8 protein-coding genes are annotated in these 19,400 nt (G+C 67.2%); 7 read left to right on the top strand and 1 reads right to left on the bottom strand.

Features of this window, described 5'->3' with window-relative positions; all coding sequences use genetic code 11:
• Positions 1-22: 22 nt before the first annotated feature.
• The 7 genes from ABEA53_RS05935 to ABEA53_RS05905 all read left to right on the top strand — a co-directional run bounded on the left by ABEA53_RS05935 (position 23) and on the right by ABEA53_RS05905 (position 17,583).
• Entirely contained in the window at positions 23-4,033 is a 4,011-nt protein-coding gene (locus ABEA53_RS05935) for a protein kinase domain-containing protein (protein WP_345480106.1), read from the top strand.
• Positions 4,030-7,572 carry a BREX-2 system adenine-specific DNA-methyltransferase PglX gene (gene pglX / locus ABEA53_RS05930; RefSeq protein WP_345480105.1) on the top strand — a complete coding sequence of 1,181 codons (3,543 nt, stop codon included), beginning with the start codon at positions 4,030-4,032 and terminating at the stop codon, positions 7,570-7,572. Before ABEA53_RS05935 ends, pglX begins: the two co-directional genes overlap by 4 nt.
• On the top strand, positions 7,569-11,147 hold the full coding sequence (locus tag ABEA53_RS05925) for a BREX-2 system ATPase PglY family protein (protein WP_345480104.1): 3,579 nt from the start codon (positions 7,569-7,571) through the stop codon (positions 11,145-11,147). The genes pglX and ABEA53_RS05925 overlap by 4 nt, the downstream gene beginning before the upstream one ends.
• Complete coding sequence (gene pglZ / locus ABEA53_RS05920; protein ID WP_345480103.1) at positions 11,144-13,810, top strand: BREX-2 system phosphatase PglZ; 2,667 nt, start codon at positions 11,144-11,146, stop codon at positions 13,808-13,810. The genes ABEA53_RS05925 and pglZ overlap by 4 nt, the downstream gene beginning before the upstream one ends.
• Positions 13,807-15,117 carry a BREX system ATP-binding protein BrxD gene (gene brxD / locus ABEA53_RS05915; RefSeq protein WP_345480102.1) on the top strand — a complete coding sequence of 437 codons (1,311 nt, stop codon included), beginning with the start codon at positions 13,807-13,809 and terminating at the stop codon, positions 15,115-15,117. The genes pglZ and brxD overlap by 4 nt, the downstream gene beginning before the upstream one ends.
• On the top strand, positions 15,110-17,194 hold the full coding sequence (locus ABEA53_RS05910) for a DEAD/DEAH box helicase (RefSeq protein WP_345480101.1): 2,085 nt from the start codon (positions 15,110-15,112) through the stop codon (positions 17,192-17,194). The genes brxD and ABEA53_RS05910 overlap by 8 nt, the downstream gene beginning before the upstream one ends.
• Before the next feature lie 89 nt (positions 17,195-17,283).
• Positions 17,284-17,583, top strand: coding sequence for a hypothetical protein (locus ABEA53_RS05905; protein ID WP_345480100.1), 300 nt, complete (start codon positions 17,284-17,286; stop codon positions 17,581-17,583).
• Between the two features lie 742 nt (positions 17,584-18,325).
• Here the strand turns inward: ABEA53_RS05905 and ABEA53_RS05900 are convergent.
• A complete protein-coding gene (locus ABEA53_RS05900; RefSeq protein WP_345480099.1) occupies positions 18,326-19,384 on the bottom strand; it encodes an alpha/beta fold hydrolase in 1,059 nt (352 codons plus the stop codon).
• Positions 19,385-19,400 lie beyond the last annotated feature (16 nt).

The raw sequence follows: 19,400 nt of genomic DNA, 5'->3' as shown, positions 1-19,400 counted from the left end.
CGACTCAAAGCTCTGGCGAGAGATGGGCGATCCCGCGCAGGCGCAAGAGGCCGAGGCGCTCGCCGTCGTCCGTGGACTGCTTCCAAATGACGGCATCGCCCGAGCCTGGGCGAACGTCACCTTCACCGACAACGATGGGCGCCTCAACGAGGTCGACGTCCTCATGCTCACCCGCGCGGGCCTCACCGTGGTCGAGCTCAAGGGCTGGCACGGGGCCATCGTCGGTGACCAGCAGACGTGGACGCACGCTGGGCGGACCGGGGCGAACCCTCGCATCCTGGCCAACAGCAAGGCCAAGCGACTCGCGAGCGTGCTGAGCGACCTCGCCTGGACCAACCGTCTCCCGAAGGGCACGGTGCCCTACGTGAGCGAAGCCGTCGTGCTTCACGGTCGGGACTCGCGGGTGAAGCTGGATCAGTTCGGCGCCGAGGCCGTGTGGGCGCTCGATGGTTTCAACGTCAAAGCTTCCGGAGCGCCGCTCAGGCTGTTCTCCGAACTGGTGTCGGAGGTGCCGAAGCGAGCGCCGATCGACCGCGCGAAGGCCAACGGCGTTGATGCCCTGATGAACGCCGCCGGGCTGATGCCTCGCCCGAGGCAGCGCATGATCGGCCAGTACGCGCTGGACTCAGCCGAACCTCTCGGGGAGGGACCCGGCTGGCAGGACTTCCTCGTCACGCACCCCCACGCGAAGACCAAGCACCGAATCCGGCTCTTCCCCTACCCGAAGGGATCCAGTCGGGACGCCAGGGCCGACGTTGATCGCCGCGCCGAGCGCGAGTTCCGTCTCACCCAGGGCGTCGTCCATCCGGGCATCATCGGTCCGAACGACCTGATCATGTCGGAGGAGGGAGCGGCCCTCGTCTTCTCCTACGACCCGGAGGAACGGAGCCTCGCCGACTACCTCGCCGAGCACGCCGACGACCTCACCTTCGAGGACCGAGAGCGGATGGTGCAGGAACTCGCGGAGCTGGTGCGGTTCGCCCACGGCCAGCGGCTGACGCATCGGGCGCTGTCTCCCACGAGCGTCCGCGTCAAGAACAGCATGGACGGCGTGAGTCTCCGGATCCGGGACTGGGATCTTGCGCGGCGGCCCGAGTCGGGTACGAGCACGGCCACCGAGGTTTCCAGGGGCATCACGCAGGTGGTCAGCCACGTCGAGCAGAACGCCCTCCTGTACCTGGCGCCCGAGACGCTGCGTGGGTCTGCGCCGGCGTCCGCGCTCACACTCGACGTGTACGGCGTCGGCGCGGTTGCGTTCGAGGTCCTGACGCAGAAACCCCCGGCGACAAACCTCGCGGCGCTAGAGGCCCTTGTCGCCTCCGACGCAGCGGGCCTCGATCCCCGTGCTGTGATGCCGGAGCTGTCCGACGAGCATGCGGCGGTCATCGTCGAAGCGACAGCGTTCCACGAGGGCCTTCGACTGCTCGACATCAGCGCCTTCCAGGCCGGCTTCGAGCAGGCGCAGCGGAAGGAGCGGCAGGCGGAATCTCCGGTACCCGCACCCGGCGATCCGCTCGATGCCGGGGTGGGAGAGATCGTCGGTGGCCGCTTCGAGATCGAGAGTCGACGCGGTTCCGGCTCGACCGGGGTCGCACTTCAGGTGACGGATTACGACGCCGGCCACGAGCACGTCATCCTGAAGCTCGCGAAGGACGATGCCGCAGCCGCGCGCCTCGCTGTTGAGTCGGAGGTTCTCGGCCGCCTCGACAACGCGCGCATCGTGAAGCGACTCGAGGGACCGGTCGCCGTCGGCTCTCGCCATGGCCTCCTCATGACCGATGCCGGCACCGAGACGCTCGCGGACCGCATCCGGCTCGAGGGCAAGGCCACGATCGAGCAGCTCGAGCGCTGGGCGGCCGACCTCTTCGAGGCGGCGCAGCATCTCGAGGAGCTTGGCGTCTTCCACCGAGACATCAAGCCGACGAACCTCGCCGTGCGACCGGACCCCGGGAACCGCAAGCCTCGCCTGACGCTCTTCGACTTCTCCCTCGCGGACGAGCCGCTCACGAACGTGCACTCTGGCTCCCGTCCCTACCTCGACCCCTACCTCGGGTCCGGCGGCCGGCCGCAGTACGACAGCGCCGCTGAGCGCTTCGCGATCGCCGCGACATTGTTCGAGCTCGCCACGTCGTATCCGATCTGGTGGTCCTCAGGGGATATGCCGGCGAGCTCGTTGGAGGCGCCCATCGTCGAGCCCTCGTCGTTTGACGAAGGGGTCGCTACAGGGCTCGTCTCGTTCTTCCGAACCGCTTTGGCGCCCCAGCTCGCAGACCGCCATCCGTCCCTCGTTGCGATGGAGGAGGCGTGGAGCGCAGCATTTGCCGGTGCCCGCGTCGGTAAGGGCGAAGCTGAGGCGAACGACCTGAAGGCCGACGCTGCCACCCTCGACACATCGCTCACCGACGCAGGCCTGAGCGCCCGCGCCCTTTCCGCACTGTCCCGTGTGAAGGCGAGCACTGTGGGCGAGCTGCTCGGCGTCCCGCCGATGCTCATCAACCAAACCCGCGGGGTCGGCGAGCAGGTTCGCCGCGAGATCCAATCTCGTCTCCGGGAGTGGCGGCAGCGGCTCACGCAACCGACGACTCAGGTCGAGGCACCGGTTGTGCCCGGACGTCGTCCCGTCGAGTCGTTTCTCGGCACGATCGCGCAGAAGCCCGACGAGTCGAGCGAAGACCGGTACAAGCGGCTGAAGAAGAACGGCACTCTGAAGGGCGCGATGGAGGATGCCGGTCGCTGGGTGCGGGACCTCGGAGGTGTCGCAACGCTCGACGAACTCGTGACGAGGCTCCTCCGCGAGTACGGCTCCACGCTCGCCGACGGCATGCGAAGGAAGGCGGCGGAGGAGGTCGTCCGCGCGATTCTCGAACTCGACAGCCGGTCGAGCACTCCGCAGTTCCTGTTCCAGCGGTCGCGAGACCGCTCCCGCACCGCCATCGCATACGCTCCCGATGACGGCAGCGGCCTCTTGTTCGACGACGCCGAACCGCATCTCGAAGCGCTGTTCGCTCACGCCGCCCTGGTCGACCGGCTGCTCACCGAGGAGGACGTCGTCCCGGCACCGCGGCTCCGGGAGACGCTGCTCGCCAGCGGCGCGCCTGCGCTCCGCGTGACGGACGCCCGCGTGGTGCAGCTCGCCATCGGACTGTCCGCGACAGGCAGGATCTCGTCAATGGGGGAGGCGTACCGCGCCGACCTCGACCCCGCGCACTCGGTCGAGCTCGCGCTTCGCGGCGCGGCGGCGCGCGAGCTCGCGGTGGTCACGATCGAGCAGCGCGTGCGTGCCCGTTTCCCCGACCTCGCGTCGATCCCAGCGCGGCCCGAACTCGACGCTGCCGTGAAGTCCGCGATGCCGTACCTGGAGTGGCGCGACAGCGAGGGCAAGTACCAGCTGCGGGATGTCGGCGATGCCTCCCTCACCCATACCGGCACCTCAACGGCCTGGGGTCGTTCGGCGGCGGATCCAGCGATCGCGGCGCGGCTCGCCGGCTCGATCCGGGACAAGGGCCCGCTCGTCCTGGTCGTCTCGAGGAAGCAGATTCTGCGCACCACTGCGACGAGGCTCGCCCGCGGGTACGGACTCACGATCGTCGACTTGGCCGATGTGGCCCTCGAGGCTCTGAGGGTGGCTGCGGACGCCAAGGGCGTGCAGTGGCCGATCGTGCTGCGGGCTGATGGTCAGTCGGACGGGTCGAGAGACCGACGGAACTTGGTCCAGCTGGCCCGCCTCGGGGTCGCACCGGTCTGGGAGGAGCTGCTCACGCGCGATGAGCCGATGCTGTTCCTCAACGCCGCTGTCCTCGCCCGCCTCGGGCTCGTCGACCTCATCACGAACGTCACCGACCTGGCGACCCCGCGTCAAGCGACCCGCTGGTTCCTCTTGCCCCGCCCCCTTTCCGGCGGAACCCCTGATCTCGACGGCACTCCGTTCCCGTTCGGGGCCGACGGGTGGCTTGAGCTCTGCTTCGAAGGGCCGCCGGAAATCGAGTCCGTCCCATTTAATCCCAACAGTTTCGACAAGATCGGCACCAATTGATCGACTCCGCCCTCCTCCTCGCCGACCTCAAGCGTGAGCTGAAGTCGCTGGAGGCAGACCTTCGGGTGCGCGCCGAGGATGACGCTGATCCGTGGGGAGCGCGGCTCCGCGACGAGTACGAGACTGCAAAGCGACGCGAGCGCACCGGTCTCGCGTGGATCGAGTGGCGCGACGGCGAGGTCTCGCAGGCGGCCGTCGCATGGATCCTGGCGAGTGTGTTCATCCGCTTCGCCGAGGACAACGGCCTACTCGAGGGAGCCCAACGAGATGGGCGCCCGGTGGCGCTGCCGTGGATTGCGGCCCCCGGCGAGGGCATCGAGCGCGCGGTTGAGAACGAGCAGGCGTACTACGCGGCGACACCTACCGCCACGAGCCGGGATTGGCTGCAGGACGCCTTTCGCACGCTGGCCGACCTCCCCGCAGGCCGCACGTTGGTCGACCCCGACCATTCGGCCGTCTGGCACGCACCGATCTCCGCGAACGCATCGGACAGGCTGCTCGCCTTCTTCCGCCACACAACGGCGGCAGGTAACCTGATGCACGACTTCAGGGATCCCGAACTCGGAACACGATTCTTGGGGGACCTGTACCAGGACCTCTCGGACTACGCAAAAAAGACATACGCGCTGCTGCAGACCCCGGTCTTCGTCGAGGAGTTCATACTCGATCAAACCCTGACGCCAGCCATCGCGGAGTTCGGCCTCACGGGCTTGAAAATGATTGACCCTGCGTGCGGCTCCGGTCACTTCCTACTTGGTGCCTTCAATCGCCTTACCGCCGCTTGGGCGGAGACGGCGCCCAGTGCCGACAAGGGTGAGCGGGTGCAGCGCGCCCTTGACTCTATCCACGGCGTGGATCTCAACCCCTTTGCCATCGCGGTTGCGCGTTTCCGGCTGACGACGGCTGCAATCAAGGCAGCAGGAATCCGCACTCTTGTTGGAGCTCCAGAGTTTCGGTACCGCCTAGCAATTGGAGACTCACTGCTCGGGAGTGTCGACCGAGTCGAGCAGTTGGACATGACGGGTGAGGAATACTTCGAGTACCACAACGAGGACCTGAGCGAGTACGCTGATATCCTCAGGGGTAATCGATATCACGTCGTGGTCGCGAACCCGCCATACATCCAACCATCTGACCCGAAGCTTCGGGACCAGTATAGGGCGCTCTACTCCACATGTCATCGAAAGTATGCTCTCTCGGTGCCGTTCATGGAGTTGCTCTTCCGCCTCGCGAGACGAGGAGGGGCGGGCGGTGCGGGATACGTCGGGCAAATCACCTCAAACGCGTTTATGAAGCGCGAGTTCGGCAAGAAGTTGATTCAGGAGTTCCTTTCGGGCGAATACACCGGCAGCGTACCCGAGCATGTCGAGCTGACATATATCATCGACACCTCCCGCGCGTGGATACCGGGTCATAATTCGGAAGGCACTGCGACCGCGATTCTTGTGGGTCGACCTCGGAAGCCTCAGAGTTCCACCGTGCGCGCAGTACTCGGCGTGCGCGGCGAGCCAAGCCGGCCGGCAGTCGCGGCAGACGGCTTAGTTTGGCGCGACATTGTCGAACATCTCGACAGTCCGGGCTACCAAGGTCAGTATGTCTCGATAGCGGACGTACCTCGGTCCGCGTATCGCACCTTCCCGTGGTCGTTATCCGGTGGCGGCGCAGGGGAACTAAAGAAGCAGATTGAATCAGCTAGCACGGGTCGGTTAGGTGACCAAGTCGCTGAAATTGGAATTGTCGCAGTACTCGGTGAGGAGGCGCCCTTCGAGGTGCCACCCTCCTTCCGGGGCCCCACGATCGGCCTGGTTTCCGGCGAGTCCGTCCGGGACTGGAGTCTTAGGGAGGTGCGGCGGTACTGGCCCTACGATGCGCATCTGCGCCCCAACACGGAATTAGGAAAGTCTCGCTGGCTTTGGCCGTATCGCGCAGTGTTGCGCAATGTCATCTTCTTCGGTAAGTCTCCCGCTCAGCGCGGGTTCGAGTGGTACCAGTATGTATATCTTGCTGCGAACAAGCTCCGGACTCCTCTCTCTATCGCGTACCCGGAGGTTGCGTCCCATAATCACTTCGTTCTGGACCGCGGCGGAAAGGTGTTCAATCGTCCGGCACCAGTGATCAAACTGGCGCCGGAAGCAACCGAAGATGATTACTATGACATTCTGGGGGTGCTGAACTCTTCTGTCGCCTGTTTCTGGACTCAGGAAGTCAGTCAGCAGAAGCAGGGTGGCGACGAGCGCTGGGACTGGCATTTCCAGGTCAACACAACGAAGCTTCACCCGTTTCCGCTGCCCTTGGATAGGGCTCGTGACCTAGCACGCCAAATCGACGAGCGTGCGCAAGCTCGGTCAGCGACGCTTCCCGAGGTTGTACTTGCGAATTGGGGTCCGGGAGCGCTCGCACACGCGCACTTGGAGTGGATTCGCCTTGGGAGTGAGATGGTTGCTCTGCAGGAGGAACTCGACTGGCGGATGTACGTAGCCTATGGGCTTGCGGATCCGCAGCTGTCGCCGAAGGTGGAGGGGTTAGCGGCCATCCAGCCGAATGAGCGACCATTCGAGATTGGACTAGCCCGCGCGGTGGCGCGTGGTGAGACAGAAACTGCGTGGTTCAACCGTCACGGTCGCTTACCTCTCACAGAACTTCCCGAGCATTGGTCGAGTGAATATCGTGATCTCATCGAACGGCGCCTCGCGGCAATTGCGTCGAATCCCGGGTTGGGTGTTCTAGAGCAACCGGAATATAAGCGCCGATGGTCTGGAGTAAGTTGGGAAGAACTTGTCAACTCTGCTGTGCAGGGTGCACTCCTCGGTCGGCTAGATTCCGCCGACTTGTGGCGGGATGCGTCCGGTCGCCCGCTCGTCCGCTCCGCAGCGCAGATCGCGGATGAGTTGCGCCATGACGAGGGGATGCGTGAGTTGATGGCGATCTATACAGGCTCCCAGGACTACGACTTCGCCAACGAGCTCGGTCGGCTGCTGGCGAGCAAGGCGGTTCCAGCTGTGGCTGCATCGCGCTACAAGCCGTCCGGCATAGAAAAATCTCGTGCGTGGGAGCGAACTTGGGACGCTCAACGCGCGGAGGATCGTGGGGAGCGGGTGCAGGTTCCGGTTCCACCGAAGTACGTGCAGGCGGACTTCCTTAAGGCGTCCTATTGGTCGGCGCGAGGAAAGCTCGACGTGCCAAAAGAACGGTTCGTGGCTTTCCCCGGCAGCAAACTGCCTGACGACGTGACCGACGTGTACGGGTGGGGAGGGTGGGATAGCCGCGAGCGCGGGCAAGCCATAGCACGCTTCGCGAACGAACTCTCACGCGCAGGGTCGCCTGCGGAGCAAGTGGTCCCGCTCGTCGGCGCGCTAATCGAGGTCGAGCCGTGGCTGCGGCAATGGCACGACGAGTTGGACACGCGCACCGGCGTCAGCCCTGCAGCGGCCGTTGAAAGCATCATCACCACGTTGCTGGGCCGCCTCGGTTTGGGCAGGGACGAGATCCTGGCCTGGAGGCCGCCGGCACCGACGCGCGGGAGGAAGAGCGCATCATGACCGAGTACACTCTGAACTCGCCGCTGCGGGACGTCATTCACGTGCCGGAGCGGGTCGAGGCCGCGGACTTCGTCATCAAGCTCGACGAAGGCGTCGCCCGACACGAGCAGACCATCAAGCACTACGTCGTCACCGACGCCATCGCAGCGGCCATTGGTGAGGGCGTCGATCTCGTCAGCAGCTCCGTGTCTCGGCAGTCGTCGCGTGGTGCCTTCCTCGACGGCTCGTTCGGCTCTGGTAAATCGCATTACATGGCGGTGCTCCACCTCCTCTTGTCGGGCAGCACTGCTGCGCGTCAGATTTCCGGACTCGCGCCCGTCGTGGCCATGCGGCAGGAGACGCTCGAGCGGAAGTTGCTCGTGCTCGACTTCAACCTGCTCGGTGCACGATCGTTCGAAGACGCGATCTTCGGTGGCTACCTCGAGACGGTGGGCCGGAAGCACCCGGACAAGCCGGCGCCCGTGCTTCACGCTAGCGATTCGCTCATCAGCGACGCCCGGAGGATGCGGGCGCGCGATGGTGATGCTCGTTTCTTCGATGGGCTCGGGGGCGTCGGCGCTGGCTGGGGTGACCTCGATGGGGCGTGGGATGGCCCTAGCTTCAATCAGGCCGCCTCTGAAGCACCAGGTCATCCCGACCGCGACCGCCTCGTCGGGGATCTCATCGCCGCCTACTTCGGTGGGTATGCGCGCGCCGGTGAGTGGCTACCGATGAGGGACGGGCTGCAGGCGCTCACGGGGCATGCGAAGTCGCTCGGTTACCAGGGCGTCGTATTCCTGATCGACGAGATCGTGCTCTGGCTCGGTCAGCACCTAGCCGACCAGAGCTGGGTACAGCGCGAGATCGAGAAGGTCGTGCAGCTCGCAGAGAACGCCGCCGCGAACCTCCCGATCCCGATCACCTCATTCCTCGCGCGGCAGCGGGACCTGCGCGACTTTCTCGGCACTCACGTGGCGGGCGCCCAGCGCGTCGCGCAAGGGCAGTTGTTCCAGTACTGGGAGGACCGCTTCTCCAAGATCCGTCTCCAAGCCGCCGACCTGCCGAAGATCGTCAAGCAGCGACTACTTCAGCCGGTGTCGGCATCGGCCGCCGCGACGTTGAACCAAGCGCTCATTGAGGTGAAGCGCGACTACGCGTCGTGGGGCTATTTGCTCAGCGACGACGCGAAATCCGATGAAAGGGCATTCGCCGACGTCTACCCGTTCAGTCCTGCGCTGGTCGACACGATGGTGGCGCTCTCCAGCCTGATGCAGCGGGAGCGCACCGCCCTCAAGCTGATGGCGGAGCTGCTCAGCGAGGGGCGGGACCGCCTGCTCGTTCGCGATGTGATTCCCGTCGGTGATCTGTACGCGCCCATCGTGCTCGGCGGCTCGCAGCCGCTCTCGGAGGAGATGAAGCAGCACTTCGCGATCTCCGCCCGCTTTTATCGGTCGAAGATGCTGCCGTACCTGCTTCGGAGGCACGGTCTGGCAGACAGCGAGATCGAGGGACTGCCGCGCAGCCACGCGTTCATCACTGAGGACCGGATCGCGAAGACGGTGCTCATCGCCGCACTTGCACCTGAAGCGAAGTCGCTCGAGAACCTCACCGCGGCGAAGCTCGCCGCCCTCAACTGGGGCACCATCGACGCGTTCATCCCGGGTACCGAGGCGGAGCAGGTGCTCGGACTGGTGCGCGCCTGGGCGACCGAGTTCGGCGAGATCCATATCGGCGACGGAGCCGACCCGATCATCACGGCCACCCTCAGTGGCGTCGACTACGACTCGATCCTCGACCGGGTCCGTACCGAGGACAACCAGCAGACACGTCGGGAACTCGTTCGCAAGCTCATCGCGGAGGAGCTCCAGCTTCCGCCGGACAACCTCGTGGGGCGTCAGCTGTCCCACGTGTGGCGCGGACACCGACGCACCGTCACGGTGAAGTTCGGCAACATCCGCGACGAGTCCGAAGTGCTCGACAGTGACCTCATCCATGGGGACGGCGAGTGGCGCGCGGTGATCGACTTCCCGTACGACAACGGCTCCCATTCTCCGGCCGACGACGTGGCGCGCCTCCGGAAGCTTCGCGACGGCGGTCGCTCCGCGAACACAATCGCGTGGATTCCGAACTTCCTCTCGGAAGCACGGCAGGGCGACCTGGGCAAGCTGGTGCTTCTTGAGTACCTGCTTACCGGGAACCGCTTCGACCAGAACGCCGATCACCTCGCCCAGGCTGATCGGGGGCCCGCGCGCCAGACGCTCGAGTCCCAACGACGCACGCTCCGTGAGGTGCTCACGACGGCGCTTCGACAGGCCTACGGGGTCAACGCCCCAGACGATTCGAACGTCGGCCGCGACCTTGCCGGCAACGAGATCTACTCGGCACTCGTAGAGGGTCTCTCAATCGCGCCGCCGCCCACGGGCACTCTGCTCACGGGCCTGCGACATGCGCTCGAGGCGGCGTGGACGTACGAATTCCCCGACCATCCCCTCCTCGGCAGCGAGGAGGTCACCGACCGGCGACTCAACGAGGCGCTCACCCTCGTGGGCTCGACCGTGGAGCTCGGCGGACGGCGACAGGGCCTCGCAGCGAACGAGCAGCGTCTCGCGCAGGACATCATCGTGCCGCTCGGACTGGGTGCGCGGAACGAGAACGTGGTGGTCGTCGACACCGCGAATTTCAGGTGGGGTGGAAACCTCGCGCGTTGGGAGGCGGAGCTGGGGTCGCTGATCACCGTCGGCGGCCTGCGAGGAAAGCTCGCTGCCTGGGGCATGACGAAAGGCATGGAGGACGCGGTCCTGATCACCTGGGCGCTGCTCGGCAACTACGAGTTCGGCGGCACCGGCGCGCTCACGGTCGGGTCGTTGCCCGACGGGGCGACCCCGCGGAAGGCGAACGTGCCCAGTCAGGGCGACTGGGATGCCGCCGCTCAGCGAGCCGGGACCATCTTCGGTGTGGCGCGTGAACCGAACCTCACGCCGCGTGCCGTCAGCAGGTTCGCCGGCGTCATCCGCACCCAGGTGTCCGGGAGTTCCGTCGGCGCGCTCGCGGGCCAGCTTGAAGCGCACGCAGAGGTCCTCGGAATCGACCGGTTCGCAGTTGGCGGGCGCATCGCGACCGTCCGACGCGCGGGCGAGCTCGTGCAGGCGCTGTCGTCGGCGAGCGGGGACAAGACGCTCATCGAGACGCTCGCAGCCTTCGACCTCCCCGACGATCTCACTGCCCTCGGTAGCACGTTCGGCGCAGCGGAGCGGCTCGCTCGCGCGATGGACGGGCTCGACTGGGGGATCATTGCGGCCGCTCAGTCGCGTAGCGATGCGGTGTTCGACGCGACGCTCTCCCGGCTGCGGGAGGCCGCAGCCCTGGAAGAGTCTGTCGTTCCGTTGGAGGCGCGCCTGCACGAAGCCGCAGCAAAGGCACGGGCACTCGTCGTTGTGGTTCCGCCGCCTAAGCAGCTGGTAGTGCACCCGCCCCACCATCGCCGAACCGTCGTTGCTGAGCTGGACGGTGCGCTCGAGGATCTCCGAACAGAGATCAAGCGGGAAGCCGGTGCGGACGGCACGGTCACGATCACATGGCAGGTCGACGGAGCATGACGGCACCGACGGTCACCGAGACCGCACTGCGCGAGCACCTCACCACGTGGCTCACCGACGCGCGCCGACGGTCGCGGACCATCCTCGTTCGGGCTCAACCGGCATGGTCCGGGGCGCCCGCGCTCGAGATCAGCGGTGAGAAGGTGCGGATCGTCGAGGGCGTTTCGGGGCTCGCCGCGCTCGATGCCATGCGCGCCGCCGACAAGAACGAGTTCGTTGCGGTGCTCACCGCTCTCACCGAAGCGGAGCTCGGCACTCCTGTCGTTCTGGAAGTCGAGAAGCAGAGAGTCACCGACCTCGACGAATGGAACGTGCTGCCCGCACTCTTCGGCGTGCGCGACGCCCCGGCCCGGCCGGTGCGGGATCTCGGATCGTGGGTGCCGCGCTTTCTGACGTCGCTGCGGCACGACCGAGGATTCCCGCCGGCTCCGGGCGGGGTGCTGACCGCCGACCACGTCGTACGGTCCGCTCTCGTCGCACTGCTCGGCCTTCACCGGCTCGATGCCCTCGAGTCGTCAACCGCGCTCGCGCCGCTCGACGACGCGGGAGTGCGAGCCCGTCTGGACGAGCTCGGTCAGGACGCCCGTGAGGGTTTCATCAGGGCGGTTGCGACGCACGTGGATTCGCACCTCGCGATGGCGCTCCGGGCAGTAACCGCGCCCGGGCGCGTCTCCGCGATCTCGGTCGGGTTGGTCGTCGGGGAGCTGTGGGCCGCTGGGGCGACGCCTCCAGACGCGACGGTGGCAGCAGCGCGGGTGCGCGCCGAGCGGTACATCGGGCCCACACCAAGTGCCGTCGCTGCCCAGCGGTACGGCGCGTCAGCGAAGCTCATCACCCAGCGGTGGCTCGCAGACGGCGACCAGCACTCACGGGAGGTGCTCGAGCAGGCAGAAGCGCTCTGCGGCGACCTCGGCTGGACAGAAGGCGCCGCAGCCTCCGACTTCCTCCCTGCCGGGCTGCGGGCCCGCGTCGCCGCCTTCGCCGCCTCCATCGAGGCAGCCGCCGCGGCGCCGAATCCGCGCGCCTCCTTGACCGTCGACGATGCCCTCACGGCCATAGAAGCGCACGGCGCCCGCGCAACCTTTGCTCGGTCGTCGGCCACCGCCCGCATGGCGGCACGTCTCGTCCGCTGGCTCGTCCAGACAGCGCCCCCGACACCAGGGCTCACCGCGGCGATGCTGTCGTACGCGACCGATGGCGCCTGGGCTGAGCGGGCACTCGGGGACATCTGGGACGGGGACACCGATCGTGGCCTTGCACAGGCGTACCGGACGCTCGCTCACGCGGTGCAGGCCGTGCGCCGCCAGCAGGACGCGGCTGCCGCCGCGACCCTGACCGGGGAACTCGTCGCGGACGACGCCGTGCTGCCGATCGAGAGCCTGCTGTCGCGGCTCGTCGTACCGCTCACCACCCGCGACCGGGTTCTCCTGATCGTGCTCGACGGGATGAGCGCACCGACCGGCGTGGAAATCGCAGCCGGCCTCCCGGCACAGGGTTGGACCGAGCTCGTCCAAGCGGCGACGCTGCGACGCGGCGCCGCGCTCGCAGTGCTGCCCACGGTCACCGAGTACTCGCGCACATCGCTCTTCGCCGGCGAGCTGCTCGCGGGAAATCAGCAGATCGAGAAGTCGCGTTTCGCCGCCGCAGTGGGCGGGATCGTCTTCCACAAGGATGATCTCCGTGCCGAAGCCGGGCATGCGCTTCCGCCCGCTGTCAGCGACGCAATCGCCGACTCCGGGCGCAAGGTGGTCGGCGTCGTTCTCAACACGATCGACGATTCGCTGGCAAGTGCAGACGCCGACTCACTGCGCTGGACGCTGCACTCGGTCGCGCATCTCGAGGCGGTCCTGGCTGCTGCACAGAACGCCGGGCGGACCATCATCCTGACCTCCGACCATGGGCACGTCGTCGAGCGCGGGAGCGAGCTGCGGAGCGTTCCGCAGTCACCGGCCCGTTGGCGCGATGCATCGACCGGGCCATCTGGAGCACACGAGCGGCTCGTGACCGGGCCCCGCGTGCTGGCGCCAGGCGGCACCGCAGTGCTCGCCGTGTCCGACGGCCTCCGCTATGCGTCGAAGAAGGCGGGCTACCACGGCGGCGCCTCGCTGGCCGAGCTCACGATCCCGCTGATCGTCATCAAGCCGCGAGGCGTTCAGAACCCAGATGGCTGGGTGGAGGCGCCGCCGCAGGAGCCGACCTGGTGGAACGAACCGGCCCGGGCGAGCGTCGAGATGCCTCCTGCGCCGGTTAAGCCGACACGATCCAGGACGACCAAGGTGCCCGTGTCGTCCGCCGCGCTCTTCGACCTCGAACCCGATGCGGCCATGACGCCAGGGCCCTCGGGGAGGAGCATCGGCGAACGCCTCATTGACAGTCCGATCTACAAGGCCCGCCGCGGCATCGCGGGGCGTCACCCCGTGGACGACAGCGTGGCGGTGACGATCCTCACGACATTAACCACTGCGGGGGGCCGTGCACACCGGGACACCCTCGCGGTCCGCGCCGCAGTGCCCGGCACGACGATGGCGGGACTCCTTGCTGCGCTTCGTCGGGTGCTCAACGTCGACGGCTACCCGGTCATCGATATGGACGCCGATGGGGCGACGGTCGTCCTCGACCTCAAGTTGCTGGAGGAGCAGTTCGAGCTCGGAGCCGCATCGTGACCGCCGTCAGTCCCCGGCGACGTCGCGAGATCATCGACGCCCTCCGTCGGGGCGCGGTGCCGCAACGCGGACTTGACGTGATGGCCGTCGGCCTCGAGCGGTTCCAAGGGGCGCTGAGCGATGAGCTCGATGCCGTCACCGACGGTGGTGCGGTGTTCAAAGCGGTTCGCGGTGAGTACGGCGCGGGTAAGACGTTCTTCGCCCGCTGGATCACAGAGACGGCGAAGCAGCGCGGGTTCGCGACCGCGGAGGTGCAGATCTCGGAAACCGAAACGCCGCTGCATCGGCTCGAGACCATCTACCGGCGCATCACCGAGAACCTCGCCACGGAAGCGACTCCGGCAAGCGCGTTCCGGGAGGTGATCGACGAGTGGTTGCGAGTGCTGCAGGAGGATGCGATCTCGGCCGGCGCGGACGCTGCTGACTCGAACGAGGTCGCGCGAAGCACGGACGCGCTACTCGAACGGCGACTCGCCGTGGTGTCGCGGACGGCGCCGGCGTTCGCCGCTGCCCTCCGCGGGTATCACGTGGCGACCGCCGCTGGAGAGGTCGAGACCGCCGACGGGCTGGCCGCGTGGCTCGGCGGGCAGCCGCATGTGTCCGCGTCCGTCCGGCGCGTCGCGGGGGTACGCGGCGACCTCGACCACTTCGGTGCCTTCGGGTTCCTCCAGGGCCTCCTCGCCATTCTTCGGGACTCGGATTACGCCGGACTCGTGCTGGTTCTCGACGAGGTCGAGACCCTCCAGCGGGTCCGCAGCGACGTCCGCGAGAAGTCGCTGAACGCCCTCCGACAACTGCTCGACGAGATCGATGCAGGGCGGTTCCCGGGGCTGTACGTCCTGATCACCGGCACGCCTGCCTTCTACGACGGCACGCAGGGCGTGCAGCGGCTTCCGCCGCTGGCCGCCCGGATCGGCGTCGACTTCAGCGGCGACCCCCGCTGGGACAACCCGCGGGCTCCTCAGGTGCGTCTCCCTGGCTTCCAACGGCAGAGCCTTCAGGAGCTCGGGGAGCGCATCCGCGACATCTACGTCAGCGGAAGCTCGCAGGCGGACCGAATCACAACCCTGGTCACCGACGGCTACCTCGGCGGTCTCGCCGACACGGTCGCTGGACGGCTCGGCGGCAAGGTCGGTATCGCCCCGCGTCTCTACCTGCGCAAGCTCATCGACATCCTGGACAAGATCGAGCAGTTCCCCGACTACGTGCCGCCTCAGGCACCGGATGTCGCGGTCCTGGAGACCGAGCTCAACGCGGACGAGCGGGCGGCCATGGGTGGGCTCGACGCGATCAGCATCGATGTCTGACGTCGCAGAGCTGACTTCGGCACTCGAGTACCACGTCGCGAACACGCTCGGGTGGCTCGACCTCCGTCCATTGCAGCGGGCGTCCATCTCTCCAGTGCGGTCCGGCGCGGACTGCCTCCTGATCGCGCCGACCGCCGGCGGCAAGACGGAAGCGGCATCGTTCCCGGTGCTGTCGAGGATGGTCGACGAGGGCTGGCAGGGGCTCAGCGTCGTCTACGTGGCGCCGCTGAAAGCGCTGCTCAACAACCTCCTCCCGCGGCTGGAGCAATACACCGCGTGGCTGGGGAGGCGGGTCGCGCTCTGGCACGGGGACATCGGCGACGGCCCCCGGCGCGCCATCCTGAGCGAGCCGCCCGACATCCTCCTCACCACTCCGGAGTCGCTCGAAGCGATGCTCGTCTCCCGGAGGGTCGACCACCGACTGCTGTTCCGCGGGCTGCGCGTGGTCATCGCTGATGAGATCCACTCGTTCGCCGCGGGCGATCGCGGCTGGCACCTGGTCGCAGTGCTCGAGCGAATCCAGCGCATCGCCGATCACCGGTTCCAGCGCATCGGGCTGTCGGCGACGCTCGGCAACCCCGACGACGTGCTTGCCTGGTATCAGGGATCGAATGCCGCAGCGGGTGTCGCTGGTGAGGTCGTTGCCGCAGGGGATCCTCCCTCCGCCCCCGATGTCACCCTCGATTACGTCGGGTCGACCGAGAACGCCGCCGTCGTCATCTCGGCGCTGCACGCGGGGGAGAAGCGGCTCGTCTTCTGCGAGTCGCGAACCCAGGCAGAAGAGCTCGCCTTCGAGCTGCGCGCACATGGGGTCACCACCTTCATCTCCCACTCCTCGCTTTCGCTCGATGAGCGACGGCAGAGCGAGAAGGCGTTCGCAGAGGCTCGTGACTGCGTCATCGTGTCCACATCGACGCTCGAACTCGGCATCGACATCGGCGACCTCGACCGGATGATCCAACTCGATTCGCCACGGTCCGTCGGGTCGTTCCTGCAGCGGATGGGACGGACCGGGCGTCGAGCAGGCGGTTCCCGCAACGCACTGTTCCTCGCCACTGAGCACGAGACCTTCCTGCGGGCGGCGGGGCTGCTTCAGCTGTGGGGGACCGGTTTCGTCGAGCCGGTGACGCCGCCGCCCTCCCCGCGGCACCTTGCAGCTCAGCAATTCCTTGCGCTTGCGCTGCAGGAGCGCCGGTTCGCGCGCGGGACCTGGCGCAAGTGGTGGTCGAGCAGCCCTGTCATGGACGACGGCGAGGAGGTCCTCGACTACCTCATCGCGCAGGGGTTCCTCGCCGCCGACGGTGGCTGGCTCTTCATCGGGCCTGCCGCGGAGAAGGCGTTCGGCGGACGAAATTTCCTCGAGCTGCTCAGCACGTTCATCGCTGACCTCGAGCTCAGCGTCGCGCACGGGAGGAAGGAGATCGGCGGCGTCTCGCCGATCTCCCTGAACGCTCCGGTTCTTCGCGGCGAGAAGCCGCTCCTCCTCGCAGGTCGCGCCTGGAAGGTCGTCGCCGTTGACTGGCAGAGGCATCGGGTGGATGTCGAGCCGGAGATCGACCGCGGCAAGGTGCGGTGGTCCTCCGAGCCGATGCCGGAGTCCTTCCAGATGGTGCGAGCACGCCGTGACGTGCTGCTTGGGGCTGCCCCGCCAGTGTCGCTCACGCAGCGGGCGACCAAGGTGCTCGCCAGCGTGCGGGAAGGGTGGTCCGAGCGCGTCGACCGCGATGGTCTCGTTCTCGTGCGCGGGACGAACGAGGTCGAGCTGTGGAGCATGGCTGGCCTGAAAGCCCACGAGACGCTTGCCGCGGCTCTGCCCGCCGGCTTCGAGGCGCGATCCACAAATGAGGCCATCCGCTTCAGCACTCAGTTCGACGCCGCGATCCTCCGCCGGAGCGTTCTGGATTCCGCCTTGCCCTTCATCGCTGCTGATTCGGTCAGCGGATTGAAGTTCTCGGCTGCCCTGCCCGCGGATCTGGCACGCGCGACACTCGCCGAGCGGTTCGTCGACCGCCCGCATGCCGCGGAGGTCGCGCGAACCTCAATCGTGAACCGGCGGCAGCGGCAGGGCGACCAGTGAGCCGTGCCTCGGGCTGATCGTCGACATCACAGGCTCCAAGCGCAACTGGCTGATGCACCCAACGAAAGGATCTGACCCTGTCCGACGAATTGCCCCTCTTCGAGCCGTCACCAGCGGTGCAGCGCGATGAGCCGAAGCCGATGTCGGACCGGCAGAGAGAATCGCTCCGGGCGGCGTTCGCTCAGCTCGGCGTCACGGCTGCGAAGGACCAGTTTGCGCTCGTCGAGACGCTCACCGGCCAGCGAATTTCGTCCCCGCGAGAACTCGGCGCCCAGCAGGCTCAGGCGCTTCTGATCCAACTTCGGCGTCGCAGCGAGCAGGCGGGGCAGACATTTACCGGTAACGCATGGGCCGATCGGCAAGAGGACACCTGGATCGACAAGTTGTGAGTTGAGAGCTGACAGGACTCGCGCACGTGCCTGAGGCAGGAAAGCCAGAAGAACCGGTCAGCGTGGATCAGTGGCTGCCATCAGGCACGGCTAAAGGCGTTGCGCGAATTAGGAGTGGATTTTTATCCAGTGCTGGTGGTCGAGGGCGTCGGATGAGCCTCGCGTAGCGACACCGCCGCGACACCAGTGGCGACCGGACGAGTCGTGGTGCGCCGCCAAGGCCCTCCCAATCGTGGCGACCTGCCGACCACACCAGGAGCACTTGCGCATCTTCGGCTTTTTCGTCGCCTTCGATCCGCGTTGCTCAACGAGCGGCGGACTGTGCTGAGCACTGGGCTCCTGCACTCGGGGTTGAGCTGTGGCTGGCAGCGCAGGACGAGTGCCCAGCCGGACGCTTCGCCGCTGTGCCTTGAGACGCTGAAGCTCCGCCCGAGCGTCCTTAACGTCCTGGAGCGCGCGCTTTGCTCGCGCAACTGACTCCGCTTCGCGGCGCTCTGCCTCTTTGACGAGTCGATCGAGCGCAGCGCGGTCGATCTCTGAAGATTGTCGTGACGCCTGTGGCACGCGCCGATGATGGCTTCCGTTGCCGTGCAAATGCAACCGTGTCGGGCAATCAGTGCCCTCCATGGGCCGTGATTAGATGGAAGAGCGTGCCCTCACCTCCGGCGGCGTGGAAGCCGTGGCCCACTTCGTACCTCGGGTGACGTGGTCATGGATCGCGGACCTTCCGCTGGGGGCTCCCCTACGCGGTGGGCAACGCAGCGGGTTCCTCCACCTCCCGTGTCGGCTCGCCCGCGAGGAACCGTCGGACCACGTTGTTGACGAACGCTGCGTCAGCCGGGGTCGCGCCCGCGCCGGCCGGGTGGCCCCACAGGGACGGGATCGGGAGGAAGGTGGCGCGCGGGATGCTCCGCGCCTCCAGCTCCGCGTCCCCGACCGGGAAGTAGAGGTCGGTCGCCCCCGGCATCACGAGGACCGGAACGTCGATCGACGTGAGAGCCGCGGCGGTGTCGCCGTCGAAGCCGGGGGTGGTGCCGACGTCGTGGCGCTGCCAGGTGCGGCAGTGCAGCACGACGTCGTTCGCGTCGGCGCCGGGGAGGAAGCCGTCGCGGAACTCGGCCATCGTCGACTCGAAGGTCGCCTCCGGGTCCGCCTCCCGCCACAGCTCGTCCCGCCACCACTGCTGCGAGTACAGCCATGCCGCCCAGACCGTGCCGAACGCGCCGAGGCCGATGGCGGGCTGCTGCTCGTACTCGCCGTGCGCGAAGGCGGGGTCGGCGAAGAGCGCCGCGAGCTGGCCCTCGAGCCGGGCGACGCCGTGCGAATAGCAGCGCGCGGTTCCCGCGAGCGCGACGACGCGGTCCGCGAAGCCAGGTGCGCTGACGGCGAGCTGGAACGCCTGCATCGCGCCCATGGAGAAGCCCACGACCGCGGCGAGGTGCTCGACGCCGAGCTCCTCCACGAGCAGCCGCCGGATCAGCTCCACCGTGTCGCGGATCGTCGTGACCGGGAAGCGCGGGCCGTCGAACGGGGGAGGGGTGTTGCTGGGGGAGGACGAGACGCCGTTGCCGAGCAGCTCCGTGGCGATCACAAAGAACTCGGCCGGGTCGAGCGCGAGGCCCTCGCCGATGATGAAGTCGTTGTCCGCAGAGCCCGCCATGAAGTGCGACGGCACCAGGACCGCGCCACGTGGCGCGCGCGGTGAGCCGAAGGTCCGGTAGGCGAGGCGCGCCTCCGGCAGCACCCTCCCCGACTCGGTCGTGAACTCGGCGACGGTGAAGAACTGCGGATCCTGGGTCACCGCGTCATCCTCTGCC

Origin of the sequence: Amnibacterium soli, from assembly GCF_039544415.1 — a bacterium.
Taxonomy (GTDB): domain Bacteria; phylum Actinomycetota; class Actinomycetes; order Actinomycetales; family Microbacteriaceae; genus Amnibacterium; species Amnibacterium soli.
The sequence above is the reverse complement of the archived record's forward strand: the minus strand, read 5'-3'. Positions and strand labels throughout refer to the sequence as shown.